General features: G+C 44.8%; 27 protein-coding genes. 10 read left to right on the top strand and 17 right to left on the bottom strand.

Annotated features, from left to right (window positions below):
- Positions 1–396: 396 nt before the first annotated feature.
- Positions 397–1323, bottom strand: coding sequence for an AraC family transcriptional regulator N-terminal domain-containing protein (locus ACFPIK_RS12595; RefSeq protein ID WP_377915783.1), 927 nt, complete (start codon positions 1321–1323; stop codon positions 397–399).
- A gap of 167 nt (positions 1324–1490) precedes the next feature.
- On the opposite strand from ACFPIK_RS12595, the gene ACFPIK_RS12590 reads away from it, so the two are divergent.
- The 5 genes from ACFPIK_RS12590 to ACFPIK_RS12570 all read left to right on the top strand — a co-directional run bounded on the left by ACFPIK_RS12590 (position 1491) and on the right by ACFPIK_RS12570 (position 6197).
- The gene (locus tag ACFPIK_RS12590) at positions 1491–3017 is read left to right on the top strand and encodes an aldehyde dehydrogenase family protein (protein WP_377915781.1); all 1527 of its coding nucleotides are present in this window, start codon (positions 1491–1493) and stop codon (positions 3015–3017) included.
- Positions 3018–3081: 64 nt separating this feature from the next.
- Positions 3082–3468 (top strand): DUF779 domain-containing protein, encoded by a 387-nt coding sequence (locus ACFPIK_RS12585; RefSeq protein ID WP_377915779.1) that lies wholly within the window; start codon positions 3082–3084, stop codon positions 3466–3468.
- A gap of 71 nt (positions 3469–3539) precedes the next feature.
- Positions 3540–4703: a dipeptidase gene (locus ACFPIK_RS12580; protein ID WP_377915777.1), complete on the top strand. Its 1164-nt coding sequence runs from the start codon at positions 3540–3542 to the stop codon at positions 4701–4703.
- Between the two features lie 3 nt (positions 4704–4706).
- Complete coding sequence (locus ACFPIK_RS12575) at positions 4707–5426, top strand: VIT1/CCC1 transporter family protein (protein ID WP_377915775.1); 720 nt, start codon at positions 4707–4709, stop codon at positions 5424–5426.
- A 6-nt stretch (positions 5427–5432) separates the two neighbouring features.
- Positions 5433–6197, top strand: coding sequence for a DUF5995 family protein (locus tag ACFPIK_RS12570; protein WP_377915773.1), 765 nt, complete (start codon positions 5433–5435; stop codon positions 6195–6197).
- 11 nt (positions 6198–6208) lie between these two features.
- On the opposite strand, the gene ACFPIK_RS12565 is transcribed toward ACFPIK_RS12570, so the two are convergent.
- The 3 genes from ACFPIK_RS12565 to ACFPIK_RS12555 all read right to left on the bottom strand — a co-directional run bounded on the left by ACFPIK_RS12565 (position 6209) and on the right by ACFPIK_RS12555 (position 8062).
- Positions 6209–6625, bottom strand: coding sequence for a type II toxin-antitoxin system VapC family toxin (locus ACFPIK_RS12565; protein WP_377915771.1), 417 nt, complete (start codon positions 6623–6625; stop codon positions 6209–6211).
- A complete protein-coding gene (locus ACFPIK_RS12560) occupies positions 6622–6879 on the bottom strand; it encodes a DUF6364 family protein (RefSeq protein WP_111391991.1) in 258 nt (85 codons plus the stop codon). Before ACFPIK_RS12560 ends, ACFPIK_RS12565 begins: the two co-directional genes overlap by 4 nt.
- A gap of 82 nt (positions 6880–6961) precedes the next feature.
- Positions 6962–8062: a DUF4407 domain-containing protein gene (locus ACFPIK_RS12555; RefSeq protein WP_377915768.1), complete on the bottom strand. Its 1101-nt coding sequence runs from the start codon at positions 8060–8062 to the stop codon at positions 6962–6964.
- A gap of 233 nt (positions 8063–8295) precedes the next feature.
- Here ACFPIK_RS12555 and ACFPIK_RS12550 point away from each other — a divergent pair, with 233 nt between their 5' ends.
- A complete protein-coding gene (locus ACFPIK_RS12550) occupies positions 8296–8946 on the top strand; it encodes a GDSL-type esterase/lipase family protein (protein WP_377915766.1) in 651 nt (216 codons plus the stop codon).
- A gap of 11 nt (positions 8947–8957) precedes the next feature.
- On the opposite strand, the gene ACFPIK_RS12545 is transcribed toward ACFPIK_RS12550, so the two are convergent.
- Positions 8958–10019 carry a bile acid:sodium symporter family protein gene (locus ACFPIK_RS12545; RefSeq protein ID WP_377915764.1) on the bottom strand — a complete coding sequence of 354 codons (1062 nt, stop codon included), beginning with the start codon at positions 10017–10019 and terminating at the stop codon, positions 8958–8960.
- A 166-nt stretch (positions 10020–10185) separates the two neighbouring features.
- Between ACFPIK_RS12545 and typA the strand changes: the two genes are divergently transcribed.
- A complete protein-coding gene (gene typA, locus ACFPIK_RS12540) occupies positions 10186–11991 on the top strand; it encodes a translational GTPase TypA (RefSeq protein WP_377915762.1) in 1806 nt (601 codons plus the stop codon).
- A 123-nt stretch (positions 11992–12114) separates the two neighbouring features.
- A complete protein-coding gene (locus tag ACFPIK_RS12535; protein ID WP_377915759.1) occupies positions 12115–13008 on the top strand; it encodes a hypothetical protein in 894 nt (297 codons plus the stop codon).
- A gap of 152 nt (positions 13009–13160) precedes the next feature.
- Here the strand turns inward: ACFPIK_RS12535 and ACFPIK_RS12530 are convergent, their stop codons facing one another.
- On the bottom strand, positions 13161–14147 hold the full coding sequence (locus ACFPIK_RS12530) for an aldo/keto reductase (RefSeq protein WP_377915757.1): 987 nt from the start codon (positions 14145–14147) through the stop codon (positions 13161–13163).
- Between the two features lie 133 nt (positions 14148–14280).
- Here ACFPIK_RS12530 and ACFPIK_RS12525 point away from each other — a divergent pair, with 133 nt between their 5' ends.
- Positions 14281–14676 carry a Dabb family protein gene (locus ACFPIK_RS12525; protein ID WP_377915755.1) on the top strand — a complete coding sequence of 132 codons (396 nt, stop codon included), beginning with the start codon at positions 14281–14283 and terminating at the stop codon, positions 14674–14676.
- Positions 14677–14728: 52 nt separating this feature from the next.
- Entirely contained in the window at positions 14729–16048 is a 1320-nt protein-coding gene (locus ACFPIK_RS12520; RefSeq protein ID WP_377915753.1) for a S41 family peptidase, read from the top strand.
- 40 nt (positions 16049–16088) lie between these two features.
- Here ACFPIK_RS12520 and hisIE read toward each other — a convergent pair whose 3' ends face one another.
- From hisIE to trpD, 11 genes are all read right to left on the bottom strand, one after another.
- Entirely contained in the window at positions 16089–16694 is a 606-nt protein-coding gene (gene hisIE, locus ACFPIK_RS12515) for a bifunctional phosphoribosyl-AMP cyclohydrolase/phosphoribosyl-ATP diphosphatase HisIE (protein ID WP_377915827.1), read from the bottom strand.
- A 139-nt stretch (positions 16695–16833) separates the two neighbouring features.
- Positions 16834–17589, bottom strand: a complete 756-nt coding sequence (gene hisF / locus ACFPIK_RS12510) for an imidazole glycerol phosphate synthase subunit HisF (RefSeq protein WP_377915751.1) — start codon at positions 17587–17589, stop codon at positions 16834–16836.
- A gap of 189 nt (positions 17590–17778) precedes the next feature.
- Complete coding sequence (gene hisA / locus ACFPIK_RS12505) at positions 17779–18492, bottom strand: 1-(5-phosphoribosyl)-5-[(5-phosphoribosylamino)methylideneamino]imidazole-4-carboxamide isomerase (RefSeq protein ID WP_377915749.1); 714 nt, start codon at positions 18490–18492, stop codon at positions 17779–17781.
- 234 nt (positions 18493–18726) lie between these two features.
- Entirely contained in the window at positions 18727–19323 is a 597-nt protein-coding gene (hisH, locus tag ACFPIK_RS12500) for an imidazole glycerol phosphate synthase subunit HisH (RefSeq protein WP_377915747.1), read from the bottom strand.
- A 74-nt stretch (positions 19324–19397) separates the two neighbouring features.
- Positions 19398–20180, bottom strand: a complete 783-nt coding sequence (locus ACFPIK_RS12495; protein ID WP_377915745.1) for a phenylalanine 4-monooxygenase — start codon at positions 20178–20180, stop codon at positions 19398–19400.
- Positions 20181–20397: 217 nt separating this feature from the next.
- Entirely contained in the window at positions 20398–21417 is a 1020-nt protein-coding gene (locus ACFPIK_RS12490; RefSeq protein WP_377915743.1) for a bifunctional 3-deoxy-7-phosphoheptulonate synthase/chorismate mutase, read from the bottom strand.
- A gap of 142 nt (positions 21418–21559) precedes the next feature.
- Positions 21560–22336 (bottom strand): tryptophan synthase subunit alpha, encoded by a 777-nt coding sequence (gene trpA, locus ACFPIK_RS12485; protein ID WP_377915741.1) that lies wholly within the window; start codon positions 22334–22336, stop codon positions 21560–21562.
- 88 nt (positions 22337–22424) lie between these two features.
- A complete protein-coding gene (trpB, locus tag ACFPIK_RS12480; RefSeq protein ID WP_377915739.1) occupies positions 22425–23603 on the bottom strand; it encodes a tryptophan synthase subunit beta in 1179 nt (392 codons plus the stop codon).
- Positions 23604–23624: 21 nt separating this feature from the next.
- Positions 23625–24266: a phosphoribosylanthranilate isomerase gene (locus ACFPIK_RS12475; protein WP_377915737.1), complete on the bottom strand. Its 642-nt coding sequence runs from the start codon at positions 24264–24266 to the stop codon at positions 23625–23627.
- Positions 24266–25081, bottom strand: coding sequence for an indole-3-glycerol phosphate synthase TrpC (gene trpC / locus ACFPIK_RS12470; RefSeq protein WP_377915735.1), 816 nt, complete (start codon positions 25079–25081; stop codon positions 24266–24268). The genes ACFPIK_RS12475 and trpC overlap by 1 nt, the downstream gene beginning before the upstream one ends.
- Before the next feature lie 9 nt (positions 25082–25090).
- Positions 25091–26101 carry an anthranilate phosphoribosyltransferase gene (gene trpD / locus ACFPIK_RS12465; RefSeq protein WP_377915733.1) on the bottom strand — a complete coding sequence of 337 codons (1011 nt, stop codon included), beginning with the start codon at positions 26099–26101 and terminating at the stop codon, positions 25091–25093.
- Between the last annotated feature and the right edge of the window lie 17 nt (positions 26102–26118).

The raw sequence follows: 26118 nt of genomic DNA, 5'->3' as shown, positions 1-26118 counted from the left end.
GAAAAAAGGATTTTGGATTAAAGGGTTAATTAAATGGGAAAGCCTTCACGAAATTTTCGTGAAGGTTTTTTTGTTTTTGCGCCCAAATTCAGAATCTTTTGAAAATCAAATTTTTAGACACCTGAAAACCACTTTTTCTACTTTTTACATTTTTTATCCAAAAACCAATGATTTTTTAAACCAGATTTTCTAAATCTTACAAAATCTTCAAAAAAAGAAGCATAAAAAAAGGGAGCCTTTTTGAAATTAGGCTCCCAGGGAGGGTTTATTGTTAATGGATTAAAACCATATAAACTTTGGCAAAGCGCTGGGTTGAGCAACTATTATGTCTGCAAAAGTTTCTTAAACGTATGAAAACAGAACAAACAATCAAAATTTCAATAAAAAATTTCTCATTTATTTTTCACTAATTCTCTGAAATGCTTTCGGAGTATGCTGAAATTCCTTCTTGAAGGCCCTGATAAAATTGGTCAAATTGTTAAAACCAGACATCAGACAGACTTCCTGAATCTGAAATCCACCCATGACTAAGTAATACCTAGCCAACTTCAATCGCTCTTTGACCACATACTCCATGGGGGTAAGACCCAACTCATTTTTGAAGGTCCTCAAAAAGTGCGCTTTACTCATACAGGCTTGGGAAGCCAATTCTTCCAATTGCAGATTTTCCCGAATATTCTTCTTGATATACTCCACCACATGAGCGAGCCGATTACTTCCAGACAATTCCTTGTACGTCTTCTCCAGCATTTCTCTCGCTTGGGTCTGAGTCAACCGAATCAAAAGTTCTTTCAAAGCCAATGAGGCAATGAGATCTTTTTCACGCGATCTTTCCTTGACACCAATTCTCACAAAACGATTGATGATTTCAGAAAGATCTTGAGTATTGATCAGGTGAAAGTAGGAAAGATCCAAGCCCCATTCTTGGGTCAATACCTTGGACGAAAATCGTTCATTCAGAAGATTGAAAGTATTCTCAATCATTTCTTTGGAGATCGACAGCGCAATGCATTGGGTGGGATTATCCCAATGAGCCTCAGGAAAATCAATCTTCATCACTTCATTGGGAGGCACGATCACCGATTCACCTGGCATGTAGTCAAAACCGGGCCGGTCAAAAAGATGCATTACCTTTTTTCCCTTCAACATGGTAGTCAAGACCAAATCTCCGAAAACCAAATTGACTTTTTCGGCTGATTGATGGGTTTCAAAAATATTCAACTCACAATTATCAAGGGTGTAAGTAGTCCGATTCTCCACCAGCGTTTTCAGGTCATGAGGATTTCTCCAGAATACTCCTGGGAACTGTGTTTTTTGGGTCATTGTATGGTATCCTAATTTTTAACCAATTGGAAGAGAATGAAAAATAATGAGCTTTTGAAAAAAGAAACCTGAGAAAAGTCACTTTATGCAGATTTCTTGATCATCGAGTACAATTTTTACAGAATAAACATTGGGAATTTTGGATGTAACCAAAATAACCCAAAACTATGGAAACACTAACGTATGCTCAGGCCAAGCCTGTAGATCGCCCGTTGATCAAAGAAAAATACGATCACTTCATCGGTGGTGAGTGGGTAAAACCATCCTCTGGAGAATACTTTGAAAACATCTCCCCTATAGATGGAAAGCCCTTTGCAAAAGCGGCCCGAGGAAATAAAGAGGATATCGAAAAGGCTTTGGATGCCGCTCACTCTGCATTTGTCACCTGGTCCAAAACCCCAGCTGCGGAGCGAAGCAGAATTCTGTTAAAGATCGCAGATGTGATGGAAGCAAATCTTGAACTTTTGGCGAGAGTAGAAACCATCGACAACGGAAAGGCTATCCGAGAAACACGCGCGGCTGATCTTCCGCTTTGCATTGACCATTTCAGATACTTTGCCGGTGTAATCCGAGCTGATGAAAGCTCCATGTCAGAGCATGATGAGACTACCGTCAGCATCAACCTCCATGAGCCTCTGGGCGTGGTGGGTCAAATCATCCCTTGGAACTTCCCGCTTCTCATGGCTACCTGGAAAATCGCTCCTGCCCTGGCAGCCGGCTGCTGCACAGTAGTAAAACCAGCCGAACAAACCCCAACCAGTATCATGGTATTGATGGATCTGATTGCTGACATCGTCCCTCCGGGAGTCATCAATGTGGTCACAGGATTTGGAATTGAAGCTGGAAAACCTCTTGCCACATCTACGAGAGTGGCCAAAGTGGCATTTACCGGTGAGACGACCACAGGCAGACTGATCATGCAATATGCATCTGAAAATCTGATCCCGGTCACCATGGAATTGGGCGGAAAATCTCCAAACATCTTTATGAAATCCGTAGCGGATGCCGACGACGAATTTTTCGACAAGGCAGTAGAAGGAGCCGTCATGTTTGCTCTGAACCAAGGAGAAGTCTGTACCTGCCCTTCCAGAATTCTGGTTCATGAGGACATCTACGACGTCTTCATGGAGCGGGTGATTGCCCGTACAAAGGCAATCAAATTAGGCCACCCCATGGCAGAAGACACCATGATGGGTGCTCAAGCTTCCAATGATCAGTATGAAAAAATTCTTTCCTACATCGAAATCGGCAAAGAAGAAGGGGCTGAAGTACTCGTAGGCGGAGCTAAAACAGGATTGAATTCAGGATTAGAAAACGGCTACTACATTCAGCCCACCATTCTCAAAGGCCACAACAAAATGCGGGTCTTTCAGGAGGAAATCTTCGGCCCAGTCACTTGTGTTACCACCTTCAAAACCACCGAAGAAGCGATCGCAATTGCCAACGACACCATGTATGGTCTTGGAGCAGGACTTTGGTCCAGAGACGCTCACGAGCTCTATCAGGTACCTCGAGCGATTCAAGCAGGCCGCGTTTGGGTCAACTGCTACCATGCATACCCATCTCATGCGCCTTTTGGCGGCTATAAAAAGTCAGGTTTTGGCAGAGAGACTCATTTGATGATGCTCAATCACTACCGTCAAACCAAAAACATGCTGATTTCCTACAGCAAGCAGAAACTAGGATTTTTCTAACGCTGGGTTTATTGTCCGAGAGAAGCAGGATTTTTCTGCTTCTCTCTTTTCATTTGCCAAAAACATGAATCAAATCCAACGTATCCTATCCACTTCGGCTGCTGAAGCAGTAATTGATCAGCTTCGCAAAAAGCATGGCACCGAGCTCATGTTTCATCAAAGCGGTGGATGCTGTGACGGTTTGGCTCCGATGTGCTTTGAAAAAGGAGAGTTTAGATTAGGTTCGCAGGACGTCTGGATAGGAAAGGTCTCCGGATGCGACTTTTTCATGACTGCTGACCAATTTGAGTATTGGAAACACACTCAACTTACCTTGGATGCTACCCCAGGCCGAGGAAGCAGTTTTTCGATAGAGATTCCGCTAGGAGTCCGATTCATTATTCGTTCGCGTCTTTTCAGCTTGGAGGAATATGAATCTTTACCTCCCGTAAAAATGGCCGATGAACTGTAAGAAAAGAGTAACCGACTTCTGGTTGATCATTGCCTTGGATTTTTCTTATCTTCAAAAGGTAAACCCAACCTATGAAGAAGTTCCTCTTTTTCCTCATCCTCCTATTTGTGATCTACCTCATTGGGATTAATACCGTGCCCCAATATGTAGAATCACAAAGAAATCCAGTCAAGCTTGCCGCTCCCTACACAGTGTCTCCCGAGGCTCAGTCCCTTTACGACCGATTGGATTTTATTGCAGACCTTCATTGTGACGCGCTCCTTTGGGGGCGAAATCTGAATAAGCGAGAAGATCGTGGCCATGTAGATTTCCCCAGAATGAGGGAAGCCAATGTAGCCTTGGAGATGTTTACCATCGTATCCAAATCTCCTGCGGGTCAAAATATGCAAAGCAACAGCGAGGATGCCTTTGACAATATCACTCCACTGACCATAGCCAAAGGAGAAAGCCCTTGGAATTGGTTCAGCCTGATCAACCGAACCCTTTCACAATCCGAGGCTTTGGCTGATTTTGTAGAAAATGAAGGAGATAAAGCCATTTTCATCAAGAAAAAGTCAGACCTAGAAAAGTTGATCGATGCTCGAAAATCCGACAATCAAGTCATCGGCGCTATGTTGGGAATAGAAGGAGGTCATGCTTTGGAGGCTTCACTTGAAAATCTGGAAAAAGTCTATGCCGCCGGAGTACGCATGATCGGGCCGACCCACTTTTTTGACAACGAGTTTGGCGGTTCCGCACATGGAGAAAATGGAGCTGGACTTTCAGATTTCGGGAAATCAGCGGTTCAGAAAATGAATGAACTGGGGATTTTTATTGATTTGGCTCATGCCTCACCTGCTATTGTAGAAGATGTACTAAACCTCACCACCAAGCCCGTCATGGTCTCCCACACCGGGGTGAGAGCTGTTCTCGATTCACAACGAAACCTCAGTGATGCCCAAATCCAAAAAATCGCAGCAAATGGAGGAATCATCGGTATCGCCTTTTTTGACATGGCAGTAGGCGAACCCGAGCTTCCAAACATTATCGCTTCCATCAAGCATGTTCGCGATCTAGTAGGCATCCAATATGTTGCTCTTGGATCGGATTATGACGGTTCGGTGGCCGTACCATTTGATATCACCGGATTGCCCTTGATCGTAGAAGGCCTGATGAAAGCAGGTTTTTCAGAAGCAGAAATCAGAGCAGTAATGGGTGAAAATGTCAAGGATTTTTTCCTTAAAAACCTCAATTAAACCATGGAGTCAGAAATACATTTAGAAAATACCCGTTTTGGAAAACTTCAAGAGTACTTACGTGAATTTGTCTATGGAGGGATCGATGGTGCCGTCACCACCTTTGCCGTGGTGGCAGGGGGCTATGGGGCTAATCTGGATGCGGGCATTTTGATCATTCTTGGATTCGCAAATCTCCTTGCCGATGGTTTTTCGATGTCGGTAGGAGCCTACCTGTCTGCTAAAAGTGAAAAGGACAACTACGACAAGCACGAAAAAATCGAATATTGGGAAGTGGAAAATCTACCCGAAGTCGAGCGATCAGAGATAGAAGACATCTACCGAGCCAAGGGTTTCAAAGGCGATCTGCTTCAGAAAATCGTGGACCACATCTGCTCCGATAAGGATCTTTGGGTAGCCGAAATGATGAAGGACGAACTCGGCATGATGCGGGATAGCAAAAGTCCATTCAAAATCGGACTCGCCACCTTGATCTCCTTTGTCTTGGTCGGATTGATTCCGCTGTTGGTTTACTTGTGGGATTTCTTTTTTCCTTCCGAGATCAACACTTTCCTGTGGACGAGCATATTGACTGGACTAGCCTTTTTGATTGTGGGGTGGCTCAAAGGAATTGTCAACCAGACTTCCGCTTTGAGAAGCATACTTGAAACCGTTGGTTTGGGATTACTTGCCGCGGTGGTAGCCTTTTATGTGGGCGATATTTTAGAGCAATTTTTCAAATAAGGATAGATGAATACAATTGAAGATGTGCTGGTTCGGATGGACCAAATCGTGGAAGAATGCAAACAACAGCAAAGCCGAATCGGCTATTTCTCCATCCTATATCGACAAGTCACGAGGCGGGTTCGGGACGGAATTTTAGCTGGAGAGTTTGAAGACAATCCCCGAATGGAAATCTTGGACGTGATTTTTGCCAAGCGGTTTATAGATGCTTACGAGCTCTGGAAGTCCGGAAAAAATCCTACCGAAAGCTGGAGATTGGCTTTTGAAGCCAGCAAAAACTCAAGTCTACTCGTCCTTCAGCATCTTTTTCTTGGGATCAATGCACACATCAATCTGGACCTCGGAATTGCAGCCTCGGAAACCATGGCAGGAAAAGATTTGGCTGGAATCAAAGGAGATTTCGACAAGATCAATTCTGTTTTGGCTGAATTGGTCGATGGTGTAAAAGCAAATATCAGTGCCGTATCTCCGGTTTTTGGACTACTGATTCCATTGGCAAAAGGCAAAGATGAACTATTGCTCAACTTCTCCATCCAAATCGCCCGGGACGGAGCTTGGAAGTATGCAGGTGAATATCACGCCGACTCCAATAAAGAATTCCAGATTCAGGACCGGGACAAAAACATCTCTTTTTTAGCTAAAAAACTGATCAATCCCGGAAAACTCTTAGGGTTCCTAATCAAAATCGTGACCTTTGCCGAATGGAAATCAGCGAAAAAAACGATGGAGCAATTGGATCAGGTGGCCAATGAAACCCTCCACGGGTTCTAGGGTTAAAATATTTAAAACACGACCTCTTCCAGAAACTTCCGACAATCAAAGACTGGAATCTCTGAAAAATAGAAACCTTCGGAATCTTCGGTAATGATGGCCTTGCAGTCATGCTGCAAAGCTGAATAATACTCCAAACCATCCTCAAAATCCATCACGCTGAGATTTGAAACAGCGTTTGTAACGGTTTGCGAGTCCACAGCCGCAATGTGAAGTTTGGAAGAAAGAACCTGCATTTTCTGCTTGGCTTGGGCGGTTCCGCATTTTTTCTCCGCAAAATAAAAAGCTATAGCCAAGCAAATCGGAGAGGTGTAGAGTTGGAATCGCCGCTGATCTGCCAAACTCAATATCCTGGCAGAATGGGGAAAAAGTGGGTATTCCTTATTCAACACGGACACCAACACGTTTGCATCCAGAAACACCTTCATTTTTTACCTTCGAAGAACTCATCCTTCATTGCTTTTCGACTCGAAGGCATGCGCTTATATTCTACCTCACCTTCGGACACCATATTCACCCAATCAGAAATCGGAAGCTCTTCCAGGGACTTGTAGGTTTTGGAGGTCATCTGGGCATAGAGAAATTCTGTCAATCGGGAAAGACTGATGTTATTTTGATCGGCAAAATCTTTGGCTCGATCAATGATGTCTTTATTGAAAGACAATGTGATCTTGGTGTCCATAACTCTTTGATTTTTAAATATGCCGTAAAGAAAAATAAATTTACACGTATTTCAAAGCAACTCTCTGATTTTCTATCCTTTCTCATTCCCACTGGGCCAATTCTCGGTCAGTTTCTGATCGGTTTTTTCGATTGGTTTTTTCCTTCTTCAAGTTTGTCGCATAGAAATGGGTATCCTGAAAATAGCCCACCCGAGCTTCGGATTCGCCCTTCGCGATCGTCCATTTTTCTCCTTTAAAAAGCTTCACTTTATCTTCATGTAGTTCCAACAGCTCATCATACGGCCCACGACTGGAGATCAATTTGACAAAAATCGGAGCCGTCTCAATTGCGATGAAAAGCAATAGGATAAATATATTGGCAAGTGCCATGGCGGAGCTCTCTGTAGTCAAAGCAGAAAGCGCATCCATCCGTGCCGCCAAACCGTCAAATCCCTCAATTCCGGGCTGCTGTTTTTCAAACTCTTTCTGCCTCAGCGCTGTAAATTCCCGAATTTGGGCTTCCAAGGTATCGATCCTTACTTGATTTCGCACTCGCAAGTCATCCAAAGCAAGCTGTGCTGCGTCCAATTGTTGCTCTTTCTTTTTGGCATTGGTGCCCAAACCTACAATTCCGCTGGTGCCGGAGGTTTTCTCTCCGAAACGCTCTGCATCGTATTCTTTTTGAAGCTGATCTCTAAAAGCTTCAGCCTGTGACACCTCTGATTTCAGCGTATCAATTTTGGACTGCAATTCCTGAATTTCAGGAAAGCCTTTCGCCAGATTGGCTTTGGACTGGGCGATAAATTCGGTCTTTTTCTCATCCAACTTACGGTTGATCTCCCGCTCAAACATCTTTAATTCCAACGGCTTGGAAATCACTAGAGCAAGTAAAACCGCCAAGACCAATCTCGGAATAGCCAGCTTCCATTCGGCCCAAGCATTCTCCTTTTTCCGCATACTGGAGACGATAAAGCGATCCAGGTTGAAGATCATCAATCCCCATAGCAGGCCAAAAAAGATGGCCGGCAAAATGGTTTGGAATACAGTAAACAAGGCATAACCCGCAGCCAATGCTGCCAAAACTCCAGTGAAAAATACTGTCGCACCTATCCCTACATACTTATTGGACTCGGTTGGTGTACGCTTCAAAATGGCAAAATTAGCACCGCTGCAAAACCAAAAAAACCGGGTGATTGAATTCATAGAAAGAAGAGTTGAATTTGGACAGTTACCTAACGCGAAAACATGACCAAAGAGATTACATCAGCATTATAAATAGTGCCTTAGGGACGAAAAGAGGTAAAAAAGGGATAGAAAGGCGTTTTTACTAATCCAAAAAACCCTTGGACAAAATCCAAATCTGCACGTGATGTCCGAATACGAGCAGGTGGATGAACGGTTTTGGTTCAGTGTAATTTTGATTTATGTTTGATCCTATGAACAGATTTGCGCTCCCATTCATCATCGTTTTCCTATTCACCAGTCCACTCATCTTCGCCCAACAAGCCCCTTTCGAAAATGAAGTGAGGCAGATTTCGGCAAAGTATGATAGTCTAGGATGGAAACCGGGATCTACCCTGTTTACGGGTAGTTCGACGATCCGCATGTGGAGTAAACTGCAGGAGACTTACCCTCAGGAAAACCTGATTAATACAGGTTTCGGAGGCTCAAAGGCAGCCGACTTAGAGCGCCACCTATTTCCGTTGGTGATCAAATTTGAACCTTCCCGAGTATTCATCTACGAAGGCGACAATGACATTTGGGCGAGTGTAGCAGTTGCGGATATTTTGACTAGCCTTGACAATATCGTGACCCGCATTCACCTAGTCAACCCAGCTACCGAAATCTTCCTTATTGGTGCAAAACCAAGCCCTTCGAGATGGGAGAAAAAGACCAACTATCAGATTTTCAACCAAAAACTGTCAGAATATTGCTTAGCTAAGGAAAACGTCGAATTTGTGGACACCTGGAAAGCCCTCACCCATCCCGATGGAAGCCCAAGACCCGAACTTTATATCCAAGACCAACTTCATCTAAACCAGGACGGATATCAGGTATGGGCTGAAATCTTCAAGAAATATTTTTAAAACTTTGGAGCCTAAATACTTTTCCTACTCCAAAAAGTCGCCAAAACCGACCCAGTCACATTTTGCATCGGCCCAAACACAGCTGGGGCTAAACCAACAGTGGCGATTTTCCCAAGGATATTCGAAAGCCCAGAGGCTAAGCCGGCATTTTGCATCCCGACTTCAATAGCCAGCGTCCGGCAATCGCGCTCTTCCATACCTATGACCCTGGCAAAACCATAACCCACACCGTATCCCAACAGATTATGAATCATTACCAAAAAAATCAAAATCGGACCGATTTGAAGGAGAGCATCCCTGCCTGCTGCGGTAATCACTAAAATAATTAGGGCTATGCCCACCATCGAAACTACAGGCAGAAGCTTTTCGATTACAGTCGACTCACCTTTCAGCAATTGATTGATCACCAATCCGGCACCAACGGGCAAAAGGATGATTTTGAAAATATCCCACATCATTTTCAGCAAGTCAATTTCGATAAACTGTCCTGCCAATACTTTCATCAGCACCGGCATCATAAAAGGAGCAAGCAACGTCGAAATCGAAGTCAAAGTTACCGAAAGTGCCACATTAGCCCTTGCCAAAAAAGCCATGACATTGGAAGCCGTACCACCTGGTGCGCAACCTACCAGGATTATTCCTGCCGCTACTTCAGGTTCCAAGCCACTGAGTTTTGCCAGCCCAAAACCAATCAAGGGCATAATCATGAATTGAGCCAATACGCCAATTCCTACAGACTTGGGACTTTTGGCCACAGCCGCAAAATCCTTCCAACTCAGCGTCGCCCCCATCCCAAACATGATCAGTTGGATTAGCGGATTGATAAGTCCGGTAAGCTTGAATCCGTTCATCTCCTGAAAATATTCAGGAAAAAACATCGCCAAAGCCACTACACCCAAAATCGAAACCGGAAAACTGAATGCTTTAAGAGAGTCCTTGGACCGAAGTCCGATACCCAAAACCAGCCAAAAGAGCACCAACGCCCAACCCGAGGATTCTAATCCTGTAAACCACCACATACCAAGCCAAAGCAAAAGTAAAATCGGAGAAAAGGAGAGACAGAGTTTGTACATGTGTGCGAGGTTAGGGTTTCGAATTAGTGCTTTTTTCTCGAGTCTTTCAAACAGAAAAATGGGTAACTCCCTATAGATTGGCCTTTTGCAAAGTCAGAAACTTCATAGGTGGATAACTTTACTCCCAAATTTTATTCCTACTTTTGCACCCTCAATAAGGCAAACCATGCAGAATATTCGGAATATCGCGATCATCGCACACGTTGACCACGGTAAAACAACTTTGGTGGATAAAATCATCCACGCATCAAAAATTTTCAGAGAGAATCAGCAATTCGACGACCTGATTCTTGACAACAATGACCTGGAACGTGAACGCGGTATCACCATTCTATCTAAAAACGTATCCGTACGTTACAAAGACCACAAAATCAACATCATTGATACTCCTGGTCACGCCGACTTTGGCGGGGAAGTAGAGCGGGTGTTGAAAATGGCCGATGGGGTAATCCTCTTGGTGGATGCCTTCGAAGGACCAATGCCTCAGACCCGATTTGTATTGGGTAAAGCTCTTGCGTTGGGCCTTACTCCAATCGTGGTAGTAAATAAAGTAGACAAAGAAAACTGTAGACCTGACGAAGTTCATGAGTCTGTATTCGAATTGATGTTCAACTTGGACGCAACCGAAGAGCAGTTGGAGTTCCAGACACTTTACGGTTCGGCTAAGCAAAACTGGATGGGTCCTGACTGGAAAAACCCTACCGATTCTATCCTTCCACTTTTGGATGCGATTTTGGATCACATCCCTGCTCCAAAAATCTCCGAAGGAACGCTTCAAATGCAAATCACCTCGTTGGACTATTCCAACTTCGTGGGCCGTATCGCAATCGGACGTGTTGCTAGAGGCACCATTTCTGAAAATCAGCAGATTGCGCTTTGCAAAGCGGATGGTTCTATCAAAAAAATGAGAGTGAAAGAGCTTCACACTTTTGAAGGGCTTGGAAAAAATAAAGTTCAGACCGTAACAGCAGGTGACATCTGCGCTGTGACAGGTATTGAAGACTTCGAAATCGGTGACACCATCGCCGACGTGGAAAATCCAGAGGCACTTCCTCGAATTTCCATCGACGAACCTACCATGAACATGCTCTTCACCATCAACAACTCTCCGTTCTTCGGCAAAGAAGGAAAGTTTGTGACCTCACGTCACTTGAGAGACCGATTGATGAAAGAGACGGAGAAAAACTTGGCTCTGAGAGTCGAGACTACTGATTCAGAGGATCGATTTTTGGTATATGGTCGAGGCATTCTTCACTTGTCAGTGTTGATCGAGACCATGAGACGTGAAGGATATGAACTTCAAGTAGGTCAGCCTCAAGTAATCTACAAAGAAATAGATGGGGTGAAATGCGAACCAATCGAAACCTTGGTGGTAGACGTTCCGCAGGAAACCGCCGGAAAAGTAATCGAATTGGCTACTCAGCGTAAAGGTGAACTGTTGGTTATGGAGCCAAAAGGCGATCTTCAGCACTTGGAGTTCAAGATTCCATCCAGAGGTTTGATCGGATTGAGAAACAACGTGCTTACTGCCACCCAAGGTGAAGCCATCATGAATCACCGATTTACTGCCTATGAACCTTTCAAAGGTTCAATCCCAGGACGAATCAACGGTTCATTGATCTCCATGGAAGGCGGTCCTTGTACGGCCTATGCCATTGACAAGCTTCAGGATCGAGGTATTTTCTTCATCGAACCGGGAGACGATCTGTATACAGGACAGGTAATCGGGGAGCATTCACGTGACAATGACATTGTCGTCAACGTCCAGAAAGGCAAGAAACTGACCAACATGCGTGCATCAGGATCTGATGACAACGTGCGTATCGCTCCTCCAAAGCGTTTCTCTTTGGAAGAATCCATGGAATACATCCAGAAAGATGAATATTTGGAAATCACTCCAAAATCTATCCGAATGAGAAAAATCTATTTGGATGAAAATGAGAGAACCAGAATGGCCAAAAAAGAGGATTGATTTTAGTCAACTATAAAAGCCCAAAGCCCTTCAACACTTGAAGGGCTTTTTTTATGGAAAAAAACCGAAAATACCCAAACCTCAGAGAGGTTATCCCGTGCACTATTTCAAATGCTTATTCAAATGATTAAAAAAACAATTCTTTACCTCGCCTTTTTAACCGCAGGATTTTCTGCTTTCGCTCAAACTAATCCAGACACGCTTTACCTATTGGAAGGTCAAATGGAAGTAAAAGTCAAAGAAGTGGGTCTCACCAATATCAAGTACACGCATCCCAATGAAGAGACTGTGTACACCATCAGCAAGCATCAAGTGAGTCGAATTGTATTTGCATCGGGTAGAGAAGAAGTCTTCGAAAGCCCAATCAAACCTGTCAATGGTTTGGATGATTTTGAAAAAGTGTTCATCACCTATAATCCCGAAGACATCGCTGGACTGCAGCACAAAGGAGAGCTATTCAGCAAAGCCACCGGAGTAACTACCCTTTCGAGCATCAATCAGGTGAAAAACCGTGCTTTAGACAAACTAAAGGCAGAGGCTGCCATGACTGGAGCCAATGTCGTCTTTATCGGAAACACCTTTCAAAGAGGAAATCAGTTTGGCGGAGAAAATCAACCAGGTAGCTCCACACAAACCGTATTTAGTGGAGTGGGATATTCCACTCAAAAAATCAATTCAGAAACCGTGAGATCAATGGTGGCTTCCAGGACTTTTCACCATTACCAAACGCACAGATTGAACCGCAATTCTTGGTCTCCTGAGCGTACCATCGCCACTCAATATGACCAAGCGAGAAAGCCTGTAATGTTTTCTATCGACGAAGTAATTGAAAAAGACGGAGAACTTTATGTAAAAACCCAAGGCCTTCCGACCAAAACCCGCGATCTAAAAGTCATTCACATTGAGGATCACGCCCTGATCCTAATGGAACGAAATGAAAAAGTAACGATCAATTATTACTTGATCACCGATCAAAACAAGTACTTCAAAAATCTGGCATCTAGAGTTGTCTTGTAAAAAGAAGGGGGCGTCTCCTGAGTATCGATTGTCAAATTGAGCGTAGTCGAAATCTTGTCCTATTTACAGGAAATGGCCTTCGACTTCGAGACTCCCATCTCTCAGGTGCTCAGGCTGACTCCAAGATACCTTGTGAGACAACCTCTTCTTTTTCACCATTGGTGATGTACTTCTCCTTTGATAAATTCCTCATAAATCCTTTTAGCCTCTTGCATCTGATGTGGACTTAAGGTCGGAAGTTGAGCTGCACGCACATTTTTTTCAACCTGCTCCACCGAAGACGCTCCTGGAATCACCGTACTCACCTGCTTAAACATCAAAATCCATCTCAGCGACTGTGCTGCCAATTCATGATCATCGGCAAAGTCTTCTTTCAATGCATCGACCGCAGGAAATGCCATTGAAAGCGGGACACCTGAAAAGGTCTCTCCCTTATCAAAGGCTTTTCCCTCTCGGTTAAAAAAGCGATGGTCATCCTTCGAAAAAGTGGTTTGCGGGGTGATTTTCCCAGAAAGCAAGCCACTTGCGAGCGGCACCCGGATGATCAAACCAATATTTTCAGATTCGGCCTTGGGAAATAATTTCTCGATTGGCTTTTGTCTAAATAGGTTGAAAATCACCTGTACGGAAGACACGATTGGATAGTTCATGGCTTGCAAAGCTTCGTCAACCAACTCCACACTGACCCCCATGGCAGCGATTTTGCCCTCCTTTTTCAAGTCCTCAAACAATCCAAAAATATCATCTCGCTGATACACAGGCGTCGGCGGACAGTGCAACTGGATGAGGTCGATTTGCTCCAAACCCAGATTCCTCAAGCTATCTTCCACGTATTTGCGGAGCCTTTCAGGTGTATAGCCATCTTGAGTATGAGGTTGAATTCTTCTACCACATTTGGTAGCGACATAAATTTTCTCTTTTCTTTCCCTGATCACTTTACCCACTGCCGACTCGCTTAAGCCTCCATCGTAGACATCAGCCGTATCCACAAAATTGATCCCTTGGTCAATCGCGGAATGAAGGATTATTTCAGCTTTTTTCAGATCAAAGGGTTTCCCCCAGCCACCTCCTACTTGCCAAGTACCCAATCCCACTTCAGAAACATTCCATCCTGTTTTCCCAAAAACCCTGTATTTCATTGAATTGATCTTTTTTTTGAAAGATTCTGACCTTGCAGAAAATCTACTTGCTACCGAAAAGCAATTTATATTTTTATCTTTATCACCCTTCAAAAGCCTTTCCCATAACCTTCAAAAAGGCTGCAAATCTGAAATGAAATCACGTAGAAACTTTATCAAATCTGTTAGCGTAGCGAGTGCTGCTGCTGTATTACCTATTCACCTTAGCTTATCAAACACCATGGCATCACAAAAAATGATTCACCAAGTTTATTTCTGGCTTCACAAAGACTCCGACCTTCAAGAATTTATGAGAGATGCGGCGCCTATGTTGGGTCGCTGTAAAGACGTATCCCAATTCATCATGGGCACTCCTGCTCCAACCGAAAAAAGAGAAGTGGTAGACCACAGCTTCCACGTGTCTTGTACGATGTTTTTTGATTCTTTGGAAGCACAGGCTGCCTATCAAACCGACCCACTTCATCTGGAGTTTATCAAGAAATATTCACACATGTGGAAGACGGTAAAAGTTTACGATATCGCGATCTAAGAAAACAAATACCCCAACTTGGGACGTTTAGGGAAACAAACTTATTAGGATTATGAAAAAGCTCAAGTGGATAATCGGGATGGTGTGGATAGCTTTTGCGGCTTGTGATCCCAAAGAAGATCCAACCCCCAATCAAAATGGATCTGACATCAAAAAAGCTATTGTGGACACCATGCGCGAATGGTACTTCTGGAATGATAAAATCCCTGCCACAGTAGACCTCACCAAGTTTGCAACAAACGAGGAATTGCTCAACGGGATCATATTCAAACCACTTGACCGATTTTCTTATCTCACTACTCAGGAAGCTTTCAATAATTCATTTGTAGGCAGAAATGCAGGTCATGGGTTTGGATTTGCCTTTACTTCAGATGAAAGATTGTTTGTTTCCTTTGTTTTTGATGAGGCTCCTGCCGGTAAAGACGGTTGGAAACGTGGTTGGGAAATCACGCAAATCAATGGAAAACCAATTTCTGAATATAAGCTAGCTTCAGGCGGATATGATTTCAAACTAGGCGGACCTGATCCAGGTATCAGTAATACATTCACCTTCAAACTTCCTGACGGAACTACCACCACCCGCACCAATGTAAAAGCAGAATATCAATCTAATTCTGTATTGGACAGAAGAGTATTGGAAGTGGGAGGCAAAAAGGTGGGCTATTGGGCCTATCAAAGCTTCAGAGCGACGGCAGGACTGACCCCTACCCGGAGTGCTGAAGTACAGTCTTCCATGGAGTTTTTTCAAAATCAGGGAATCCAGGAGTTGATCATTGATTTAAGATACAATGGCGGTGGTTCGGTAGCGGTCTGTGAGCAAATCAGCAATTACCTCATCCAATCTGCCAATTCAGGAAAACTGATGTATACCAATAAGTTGAACTCCCAAAAATCCAGCAACAATAATTCAGTCAACTTCTCCAAAATAGGTTCTTTGAACCTCAATCGTATCATTTTCATCACTTCCCGCGGATCTGCATCAGCATCCGAATTGGTTATAAACAATCTCACTCCATATACACAAGTAGTGCTGATCGGTGACAATACTTTCGGAAAGCCTGTAGGTTCTTTTCCCCTTTCACGGTACAACCGAACCTTGGTAGACAACAATGTAGAGCTTGTTCCGATCACTTTCGCCACTGCTAACGCACAGGGAAAGGCAGAATATTTTGATGGATTTCCTGCAAACTATCAAGTAGGTGACAGCCCTCAGTTTCCTTGGGGTGATCAAAGGGACCTCAGATTAGCTGCGGCCTTGCAATACATTCAGACGGGAAATGTGAGTGGGAGGATGGTCGACACTTACTACAAACCCAAGTGGGAAATGATAGATGCCTTCAAAGGACTTCAGCAAGAGTTCCCAGCCTTCTAAAAAACTAAGCCCGGCCAAATTGACCGGGCTTTTGGTTTTCTTACTTTTTATGCCGCTGCATCAGCACTTCCATCACTTCATCCAGCTCATAGCCTTTGGCTTCGAGCAGCACGAGGTAGTGAAAAAACAAATCTGCCGCCTCTCCAAGAAAAAGCTCCTTATTATCGTCCTTGGCTTCGATCACGATTTCCACAGCTTCCTCCCCTACTTTTTGAGCGATCTTATTGATGCCTTTGGCAAAAAGAGATGCCGTGTAGGATTTATCGGAAGGATTGTTTTTTCGGTCTTTGATGATGGCGCGAAGCTGGTCGATAAAGCCAGTTTTTGAGGTATTTTCTTCATCCCAACAGGTATCTGCTCCGGTATGACACACGGGACCTCTTGGATTGGCTTTGATCAATATAGAATCTCCATCGCAGTCAGCGGCGACCGACACCAACTCCATAAAGTTGCCCGAGGTCTCTCCTTTGGTCCACAGACGATCTTTGCTTCGAGAGAAAAAAGTCACCATCCCAGTTTCCTGCGTTTTTGCCAAGGCCTCGGCATTCATAAAGCCCTGCATGAGGACTTTTCCACTCAAGGCATCTTGGACAATGGCAGGGATAAGGCCGTTCATTTTAGTAAAGTCGATGTTCATGTTTTTTATTTCTTTGAAATACGGAAGAAATACACTCGAAATATAGCCCGATAAATCGGGCAGAAATAAATAGAGATCAATTCAACTCCTGCTATTTCATCCTGACTTTTCAGGATCTATTTCTATTGTATTTCAACCGTACTTCTAATTATTTCCTAATACTTATCCCCTCTCCAATCAAATATTCCTTCAACTCAGGAATCCCGATTTCCTTAAAGTGGAAAATACTTGCTGCCAATGCCGCATCGGCTTTTCCAAAGGTAAACACATCCTTGAAATGCGGCATGCTTCCCGCACCGCCCGAGGCAATCACGGGAATAGACAAAGCCGAAGAAATCTCAGCCGTCAGTTCGTTAGCAAAGCCTGCCTTAGTGCCGTCATGATCCATAGAAGTAAGTAAAATCTCACCCGCACCTCGATCAGCTACCTCCTCCGCCCAAGCTTGGGTTCGAAGTAGCGTGGGCTTTCTTCCCCCGTGGGTATGGACAAAATCAATCCCGTCCACATTTCGGGTATCGATGGCCACGACGACACATTGGGAGCCAAATTCTCTGGCCATTTCGTCGATTACTCCGGGATTCTTCACCGCTGCGGAGTTGATTGAAATCTTATCTGCGCCTGCCGCTAAAAGTACCTTCACATCCTCCACGGTGGAAATACCTCCTCCTACGGTAAATGGAATATTGATCGCTTTGGCCACTTTGGTCACCAATTCAGCCAGTGTTTTTCGCTTATCGACTGTTGCTGTGATGTCCAAAAAGACGAGTTCGTCCGCCCCTTCGTCCGAGTAGATTTTCGCCAACTCTACCGGATCCCCGGCATCTCGAAGCTGGACAAAATTGACCCCTTTGACCGTACGGCCGTCTTTGATATCGAGGCAGGGGATGATTCTCTTTGTTAGCATTTTATAGTATTCAAAACTTCATTATTCTTCATTCGAAGTTCGGTGTTCGATATTTTTTTATTTACGATTTACGATTTATGATTTACGACATCAAGCTTAACTTCAATCCTAAAACAGGAAATCAAAACCTTTGAATTTGGGATTTGTGGATCCTAACAATCTCGTAAATCGTCATTCGTAACTCGTAACTTAAAAGGCTGCCAATTCCTCCAACGTCACTCTCCCCTCGTAGTACGCTTTGCCTACAATCGTCCCGTAGACACCAACTTTCTCGAGTTCTTCCAAGTCTTTGACTGAAGATACACCTCCACTGGCGATGAGCTTCAACTCGGGAATTTCCTGTAAAATCTCGTGGTACAAGTCCACCGAAGGGCCTTGAAGCAACCCATCCTTGGCCACGTCGGTGCAGATCACATAGCGAATTCCTTTGTCGAAGTAATTTTGGATAAAAGGTATCAAATCCACGGAAGTCGTTTCTTCCCAACCTCCGACCGCGATTTTCTTGTTTTTTGCATCGGCTCCGAGGATAATTTTCTCCGATCCGTATTTAGTAATCCACTCGTCGAATAGAGTCGGATTTTTCACTGCGATGCTTCCTCCGGTCACTTGCTTGGCTCCTAGTGAAAAGGCTTTTTCAATCTCCTTATCGGCCTGAATTCCTCCACCAAAATCCACCTGCAAACTCGTCCCCGCACAAATTCGCTCCAAGACATCTCCATTGATGATTTTTTTGGCTTTGGCCCCATCGAGGTCCACTAGATGCAAGCGAGAAATCCCGGCGCCTTCAAAGCGCTTCGCCATTTCGAGCGGATCGTCGTGGTATTCTTTTTTGCTGCTGTAATCGCCCTGACTGAGGCGAACGCACTTGCCTCCGATGAGATCAATTGCTGGTATTATATACATGATAAGACTTTAGATGCAAGACCTAAGACACAAGACTTGCGGGATTTAAGGTTTGAGGTTCTATTAGGCCAACTCCCCCTTTCAAAGGGGGCTGGGGGATTAATTTACTATCTACGAATGACGATTTACGACCTTTTCTGAACTTCAATCATGCCACCCAAAATTTAAACTTTGAGAATTTCGTCTGAAGTTCCTCAACATGTCGTAAATCAAAAATCGTACATCGTAAATCCTTTAAATGTTTAAGAAGTTAGCTAGCAATTTCTCCCCTACCGTGCTGCTTTTTTCGGGGTGGGCCTGAATCGCCCAGTAATTATCCCGGTGAAGGATGGCGGTAAAGTCATGGATGTAATGCGTGGTGGCAATTGTGGCTTCGCTCAACTCGGCATAGTAGCTATGCACATAGTACAGAAACTTCGAATCGGGAAGGTCCTTCAGCAAGACGTTATCGGCTAGATTTTCGAGTTCGTTCCAGCCCACATGAGGCACTTTGAATTCCTGTGAATTCTCCGGAATAAAGCGCTTCACCTTCACCGGAAAGATCCCCAAGCACTCGGTGTCATTTTCCTCTGAGTGTTCACAGAGCAATTGTAAACCCAAGCATACGCCCAAAAATGGCTGTTTGATGTCTTTAATCACTTGGTCAAGTTGGCGGGCTTTGAGGTAGGTCATCGCCGAGCTCGCCTCTCCCTGACCGGGAAAGATGACCTTTTCAGCTGCGTGAATTTCCTCCGGATCATCCGTCAAAACCGCATCAGCCCCCAATCGCTCCAAGGCGTAAAGGACAGACTGGACATTGCCCGCGTTGTATTTGATTACTGCTATTTTCATGTGTGAAGACGGAAGACAGGAGACGGAAGACGGAAGTCTGTGCTTCGGTCTTCGGTCTTCGGTCTTCGGACTGTTTAATTTTCCATCTTTTCTTTCAACATTTCTTCAAGCACTTCCTCGATTTCGGGAAGGGAATTGAAAAGCTGCTCGTAGCTGTCGATCACCCAATATTTATCCTGGAAGCGATCTTTCCAGTATTCGGTACTCATGATGTGGCGCACATCATAGGGAAAGTGCCTGGGTTCGTCTGAAAGAGAAAACTTGGTCTCACCCGCAGAACTCAAAATCCCTGCTCCATACACTTTCAATTCGCCATCTTCTCTGATCAATCCAAACTCAATCGTAAACCAATAAATCCGGCTCAGCAACTGAATCGCCCAAGGATCCTGAATGTGCTTTAGCGCAATTCCGCTGAGCTTTTCCAGGAAATCCACATAGTGCTGATTGGTCAGCAAAGGCATGTGGGCAAAGGCATCGTGAAACATGTCCGGTTCCTCGAGGTAGTCCAGCTGTTCCATTTTGCGCAGCCAAGTGGATGAGGGAAAACGCCTATTGTTCATCAATCCGAAAAACAAATCGTCATCTATCAATCCTGGCACCACATGAACCTGCCATCCGGTGGTCTTGGCGAGGATCTCGTTTAGCTCCTCAAAGTTGGCAATGCGCTCGGCAGTGAAATTCACAGCCTTTACCCCTTCCAAGTAAGCTTTGGAGGCTGCATTGGGCAGGTTTGGCATTTGCCGATCGAAGAGAATCTTCCACACGTTGAAATCCTCTTCAGTGTAAGCGGCATAATCTTGCCTCAAGTCTTTTAATCTCGGGTCAGAAAAGACCCAGTCTTTAAGTTGGGTTTTCATTTACTATTTGGGTTTATATGTGGTAATCTAAATCGTACTCAAAAACTAAAAAAGGCCTATACCGGATTGGGAATAGGCCTTTTAAATTTATTCAGCAAAAACCAAAGTCATCCCTATTCCTTCAATGAAGAAGATGATAAGAATGATGTACGTAGGTTCTTGGAGTTGGATTCATGTGGTGAATTTACACAGGGTTTTGGCTAAGCACAAACAAATTTTACAGCAACTCAAATGTTTTCCTTTTCGCGAAAATCTCTCGGATCCAAGCAGCTAGTCTTGCACTTTGGGCAAAGTCCAGCGTCTGCTGACCATCGGAGTAAGCTTTCTCAGGTACTTCATGAGATTCGTAGATGATGCCGTCCGCTCCGGCCATGACTCCGGCTAGGGCCATCTGAGGCACATAGGCTCGAATTCCTATCCCATGAGATGGATCGACGATTACCGGTAAGTGTGATTTTGCTTTCAAAATCGGAATGGCATTCAAGTCAAGCGTATTTCTGGAAGCGCGCTCATAGGTTCGGATGCCTCGCTCGCAGAGGATCAATTTTTCATTTCCTCCTGCAAAAACATACTCTGCCGATTGCAATAGCTCTTCGATTGTGCCAGAAATCCCCCGCTTGATCATCACGGCTTTGTCTACTTTTCCGAGCTCGTCGAGGAGATTGAAGTTTTGAGAATTTCGCGCACCAACTTGGTAAACATCTACATACGGATACATATCCTCGATCTGAGAAGGCTGCATCACTTCAGTTACAATCTTGATCCCGGCAGGCGCAGCAATCGAATGCCACAACTGTAGCCCTTCGATGCCCATGCCTCGGAAAGCATAAGGAGAAGTACGAGGCTTAAACACCCCACCACGCATAATGGTAATGCCATTTTCCACGCAGTGGTTGACGACTTTGCGGATCTGCTCTTCGGACTCGATGGAGCAAGGGCCGGTAATGATGGCCATTTCCCCATCCTTGATAAAGACGCCATCGCCTAGATCAACTGAAGTCGGCTTGGCTTTCCACTTTTTGGAAACGAGCTTGTATTCGTCCGAGACGATGTGGATGTCCTGAATGCCGTCCATTTGACCGATGCGGCGGATGTCAAATTCATTTTTGCCGATACCGATGATGTAATCGCCGAGTTGGGTTTTGACCTCGGTGGTTTTATAGCCGATTTCATTGACTTTGGAGATCAGTTTTTCTTTTTGGGAATCAGTGATATCGAGTTGAAGTTGGATAATCATGGGGAAGTACGAGTTACGAAGTACGATTTACGAGGTGATTTTGAACCTCAATCCTCAAACCCAAAAGTTGAATTCTCGGTTGGGGATTTGGGTGGCCAAAGGATCATCAATCGTAAGTCAAAATTCTGAAATTGATTTTGGTTTACTGTGTTTTTACTGCTCTCAAATAGGCTTGAATATCCTGACTTAGATCTTGAGCATCTTTAATCTTTTTGATAAATGCCGAACCAATAATGGCTCCATTGCTGTACTGAGAAGCGGTAGTAAAGGTTTGGGCATCGGAAATACCGAAGCCGATCAGTCGGGGATTTTTGAGGTTCATGGCTTTCACCCGCTCGAAATAGGCAATCTGCTCATCCGAAATATCTGCCTTGGCTCCCGTAATCGAATGGGAAGACACCATGTAGATAAAACCGTCGGTGTTTTCATCGATTTCCCGGATACGCTTTTCGGAAGTCTGCGGAGAGATCAAAAAGGTATTGACCAAGCCGTAGGAGTCAAATAAGTTTTTGTATTCATCCAAATACTGCTGCATGGGTAAGTCAGGAACAATAAGTCCGTCCACTCCGACTTCCTTGCACTTTTTGCAAAACTCCTCCATCCCAAACTGCATGATCGGATTCAGATATCCCATCAAGACCACCGGCAGATGGACTTTGGCACGGAAACCTTTGAGTTGATCAAAAAGCTTCTTCATGCTCATGCCATTTTCGAGAGCAATCATATTGCTGTCTTGGATGGTGGGACCGTCGGCAATCGGATCGGAATAGGGAATCCCGATTTCGATGATGTCTGCGCCTCCCGCCTCAATGGCTTCCATGACCGGAATGGTATCCTCCAGCTTGGGAAAACCCGCCGTAAAGTAGATCGAGAGCACCCGATCCTGTTTGGTATTGAATAAGTAGTGAATTCTGTTCATTTCTTTGTTGTTTGATGTCCGATGTCCGATGACCGCTGTATGACCTAATTAGGCCATCGGACATCCGACACCCAGCATCGGACTGTTATTAATATCCTCCCCACTTGATATACGTCTCCAGATCCTTGTCTCCTCTGCCGGAAAGGTTGATCACGATCACGTCGTCTTTGCGGTACTCGATCATGTTGAGGGCATGGATGGCGTGGGCAGTTTCGATAGCAGGAATGATTCCTTCTGTTCGGCTGAGTAGAATTCCAGCTTTCATCGCGTCTTCATCCTCCACAGCGACAAACTCAGCCCTTCCGATGTCAAACAAATGCGCATGAACCGGCCCTATTCCCGGATAATCCAAGCCTGCAGAAATGGAGTGAGGCTCCACCACTTGTCCGTCTTCAGTCTGCATCAGGATGGTCTTGGAGCCATGCAAAATCCCTGGAGTACCGAGCGCGGTTGTTGCTGCTGACTTACCGGAATACACGCCCAGTCCAGCTGCTTCGGCTGCGATCAGGCGGACTTCAGGTGTATTGTAGTAATGGTAAAAGGCACCTGCAGCATTCGATCCTCCACCCACACAGGCGATGACGGCATCAGGATTTTCACGTCCTTCTTTTTGCTTCAGCTGCCACTTGATTTCCTCCGAAATCACAGATTGGAATCGGGCTACCATCTCCGGATAGGGATGTGGACCTACGACCGAACCGATGATGTAATGCGTTCCGACAGGATCATTGATCCAGGCACGCATGGCTTCGTTGGTCGCGTCTTTGAGGGTCTTGGATCCAGAGGTAGCAGGTACCACTTTGGCACCGAGGATTCTCATCCGCTCCACATTGGGGCGCTGACGCTGAATATCCAACTCGCCCATGTACACCGTGCAATCCATGCCCATCAAGGCACAAACCGTGGCCGTCGCGACACCGTGTTGACCGGCTCCCGTCTCGGCGATGATGCGCTTTTTGCCCAGTCTTTTGGCTAAAAGGATTTGCCCCACGGTATTATTGACTTTGTGCGCGCCGGTGTGGCAGAGGTCTTCTCGCTTGAGGTAGATTTTGGCTCCGTATTTTTCAGAAAGACGATGGGCGAAATAGAGCGGAGTCGGACGTCCCACAAAATCTCTCAGCAGGGTCTGAAACTCTTGCTGGAACTCCGGACTTGCCACAATCGCCTCATAGTTATCCCTCAGCTCCTCAATATTCGGATGAAGCATCTCGGGGATATAAGCCCCGCCAAACTTTCCGTAAAATCCCTTTTCATCTACCCTAATCATGAGTTATTAGTTAATAAGTTTTCAGTTATTAGTCTCCTTGTAAATCAGAAGACTTTTGAAATTCTTCAGTTTTTCAATGTTTTTCACCCCAGGAGCATCTTCGAACTTTGAGTTCAGATCCACTCCTTGGAGTTGGGGGATTTGCTGTTGCAAAGCCAAGACCTCTTCAGCACTTTCTCCATCCAATCCTCCACTAAGTAGAAAGCCTTTGTCGAAGGGATAAGTTTCCAAAACTTTCCAGTTAAAGCGCTTTCCCGAACCACCATGTGCAGCTGTGGCCGTGTCAAACAAGAATTTGGTCACAAATGGCAGGTAGCCTTCCAGACTTTCCCAATCAATCTCGTCTCCAACCGAAACTACTTTCCAGAGTTCAGCAACGGTTTTTCCTGAAAGATCTTTGACAAATTCCACAGATTTATTTCCATGAAGCTGAATGGCAGAAAGGCCAAATTGGTCTATTTTTCTTAAGATTTCGGTTTCACTTTCGTTGACAAATACCCCAACTTTTTTCACTGGCTTGCCCTTCAATTCATCAGCTTTTTCATCTGAAACATAGCGAGGAGACTTGGGATAAAAGATCAATCCCATCCAATCCGGAGCAACTTCCGAAATCAGATGTCGGATATTGTCCGGTTCCCGCATGCCACAAACTTTGAGTTCCATCAGGCTTTGGTCAGTTCGGTTTCTAGTAGCTTTCGAAATTCCTTAATGAAGTTATAGGCCGCTTGCTCCGGACGGCTGGATTTCATGAAGTTTTCACCGATCAGGAACCCATCGAAACCGGCTTTTTTCAACTGAATCAAGGTAGCAGGGTCAGAAATCCCACTTTCGGAAACCTTTATAAAATTGGCAGGAATACGGTCTACTAAGGCGAGGGAAGTATCTATGGATACTTCAAAAGTCTTGAGGTTTCGATTATTCACCCCAACCAAATCCAAACCATCACAAAGGCTGCGGTCTAGCTCTTCTCCATCATGCACTTCCATCAGTACCTCAAGCCCAAGACTCTTGGCGAAATAGGCCAATGATTTTAGTTTCTCCGGTTCCAAAGCCGCAGCAATCAGTAAAATGCAATCCGCACCGATAGACTTTGCTTCCAGGATTTGATACTCATCCACGATAAAGTCCTTTCGGATAATCGGACAATAGTTGAATTTCCGGGCAGTTTTGAGGTCCTCATTGGTGCCGCCGAAGTATTCCTTATCTGTCAAAACGGACAACGCTGAAGCGCCAGCTTGCATGTACCCAATGCTCACTTGCTCAATAGCAGCAGAGGCATTAATCCAACCTTTGGAAGGAGATTTTCGCTTAAATTCGGAGATGATTCCGGACTTTTCAGGATGGGTAACATACTTTTTCATGGAGACAATTGGTCCAGAGAAAAAGGCGCTTTTTTCCAGCAATTTGACTGGAGTCAGGCTTTTTTTCTCTTCGACTTCTTTGTACTTGTCTGCAATGATTTTTTCTAAAATATTCATAATCAATAATTAGGCAAATGAAACGGTGGTTTGGGGATTGACGAGGCCATTAAACACTTGGAGAGCTTTGCCGCTTAGTAAAACCTCCTCAGCCTCCAATACCGCGTCTGTGAAGCTCAACCCTTCCCGAGCTGTCACCAAGGCTGCTGCTGCATTGGCAATGACCACTTGATTTTGGGCTTTTTCGCCTTTTCCCCGAAGGATATTTTCAAAGATCTTGGCCGATTCCTCGACGGTATCTCCACCTTTGATACTTTCAGCGGTAAGCTTGGCAAGGCCGATATTTTCAGGATGGTAAAGCTTTTCCCCCGAATTGGAAATCATTTTAAAAGGACCTGTAAGCGAAATCTCATCATAGCCATCCAAGGCATGAAGGATGGAAAATTTCCCTTCGGTCTCTTGGTACAAATACCCATACAAACGAGCCAGTTCAAGGCTAAAAACCCCAACCAATTGTTTTTTTGGAAAACTTGGGTTGACCATCGGGCCAAGCATATTGAAGAAGGTTTTCACACCAAGCTCTTTTCGGATCGGAGCTACATTTTTCATCGCAGGGTGAAAAAGCGGGGCATGAAGAAAGCAAAGACCGACTTCATCCAAGGAGCGTCGGATTTCTCCGATGGCATTGGTAAACTGATACCCGAAATACTGAAGTAAGTTGGATGAACCGCAGATGGAGGAAACACCCGTGTTGCCGTGTTTAGCCACATTTTGCCCAGCTCCGGCCACAATAAATGAGGAAAGTGTGGAGATATTGAAGGTGTCTTTTCCATCTCCTCCTGTGCCACAGAGGTCCATAGCATCGTATTCGGCGATTTCCACAGGAATACACAGCTCTAGCATGGCCTCACGGAATCCTCGAAGCTCCTCCACTGTAATACTCCGCATCAAGTAAACCGTCATAAAAGCTGCAATTTGACTGGTATTGTAGACTCCAGTAGCGATATTTTTGAGCACTTCACGTGCCTGATCTTGAGACAGTGTCTGATGTGCGATCAATTGGTTTAAAATATCTTTCATGTTCAAGGTTGGTGATA

Source organism: Algoriphagus aquatilis, from assembly GCF_042657405.1.
In the GTDB taxonomy this organism is placed as follows: Bacteria; Bacteroidota; Bacteroidia; order Cytophagales; family Cyclobacteriaceae; genus Algoriphagus; species Algoriphagus aquatilis.
Note: the sequence above shows the minus strand (reverse complement) of the source record. Positions and strands in the feature narration are given on the sequence as shown.

Coding starts and splice junctions, on each gene's coding strand:
- ACFPIK_RS12570 (WP_377915773.1), top strand. CDS start 5,433: ATGAATACAATTGAAGATGTGCTGGTTCGGATGGACCAAATCGTGGAA.
- ACFPIK_RS12520 (WP_377915753.1), top strand. CDS start 14,729: ATGAAAAAGCTCAAGTGGATAATCGGGATGGTGTGGATAGCTTTTGCG.
- ACFPIK_RS12560 (WP_111391991.1), bottom strand. CDS start 6,879: ATGGACACCAAGATCACATTGTCTTTCAATAAAGACATCATTGATCGA.
- ACFPIK_RS12490 (WP_377915743.1), bottom strand. CDS start 21,417: ATGATTATCCAACTTCAACTCGATATCACTGATTCCCAAAAAGAAAAA.
- ACFPIK_RS12535 (WP_377915759.1), top strand. CDS start 12,115: ATGATTAAAAAAACAATTCTTTACCTCGCCTTTTTAACCGCAGGATTT.
- typA (WP_377915762.1), top strand. CDS start 10,186: ATGCAGAATATTCGGAATATCGCGATCATCGCACACGTTGACCACGGT.
- ACFPIK_RS12530 (WP_377915757.1), bottom strand. CDS start 14,147: ATGAAATACAGGGTTTTTGGGAAAACAGGATGGAATGTTTCTGAAGTG.
- ACFPIK_RS12575 (WP_377915775.1), top strand. CDS start 4,707: ATGGAGTCAGAAATACATTTAGAAAATACCCGTTTTGGAAAACTTCAA.
- ACFPIK_RS12580 (WP_377915777.1), top strand. CDS start 3,540: ATGAAGAAGTTCCTCTTTTTCCTCATCCTCCTATTTGTGATCTACCTC.
- ACFPIK_RS12595 (WP_377915783.1), bottom strand. CDS start 1,323: ATGACCCAAAAAACACAGTTCCCAGGAGTATTCTGGAGAAATCCTCAT.
- trpA (WP_377915741.1), bottom strand. CDS start 22,336: ATGAACAGAATTCACTACTTATTCAATACCAAACAGGATCGGGTGCTC.
- trpD (WP_377915733.1), bottom strand. CDS start 26,101: ATGAAAGATATTTTAAACCAATTGATCGCACATCAGACACTGTCTCAA.
- trpB (WP_377915739.1), bottom strand. CDS start 23,603: ATGATTAGGGTAGATGAAAAGGGATTTTACGGAAAGTTTGGCGGGGCT.
- ACFPIK_RS12475 (WP_377915737.1), bottom strand. CDS start 24,266: ATGGAACTCAAAGTTTGTGGCATGCGGGAACCGGACAATATCCGACAT.
- ACFPIK_RS12545 (WP_377915764.1), bottom strand. CDS start 10,019: ATGTACAAACTCTGTCTCTCCTTTTCTCCGATTTTACTTTTGCTTTGG.
- ACFPIK_RS12585 (WP_377915779.1), top strand. CDS start 3,082: ATGAATCAAATCCAACGTATCCTATCCACTTCGGCTGCTGAAGCAGTA.
- ACFPIK_RS12525 (WP_377915755.1), top strand. CDS start 14,281: ATGAAATCACGTAGAAACTTTATCAAATCTGTTAGCGTAGCGAGTGCT.
- ACFPIK_RS12565 (WP_377915771.1), bottom strand. CDS start 6,625: ATGAAGGTGTTTCTGGATGCAAACGTGTTGGTGTCCGTGTTGAATAAG.
- trpC (WP_377915735.1), bottom strand. CDS start 25,081: ATGAATATTTTAGAAAAAATCATTGCAGACAAGTACAAAGAAGTCGAA.
- ACFPIK_RS12590 (WP_377915781.1), top strand. CDS start 1,491: ATGGAAACACTAACGTATGCTCAGGCCAAGCCTGTAGATCGCCCGTTG.
- ACFPIK_RS12495 (WP_377915745.1), bottom strand. CDS start 20,180: ATGAAAACCCAACTTAAAGACTGGGTCTTTTCTGACCCGAGATTAAAA.
- hisH (WP_377915747.1), bottom strand. CDS start 19,323: ATGAAAATAGCAGTAATCAAATACAACGCGGGCAATGTCCAGTCTGTC.
- hisF (WP_377915751.1), bottom strand. CDS start 17,589: ATGCTAACAAAGAGAATCATCCCCTGCCTCGATATCAAAGACGGCCGT.
- ACFPIK_RS12550 (WP_377915766.1), top strand. CDS start 8,296: ATGAACAGATTTGCGCTCCCATTCATCATCGTTTTCCTATTCACCAGT.
- ACFPIK_RS12555 (WP_377915768.1), bottom strand. CDS start 8,062: ATGAATTCAATCACCCGGTTTTTTTGGTTTTGCAGCGGTGCTAATTTT.
- hisA (WP_377915749.1), bottom strand. CDS start 18,492: ATGTATATAATACCAGCAATTGATCTCATCGGAGGCAAGTGCGTTCGC.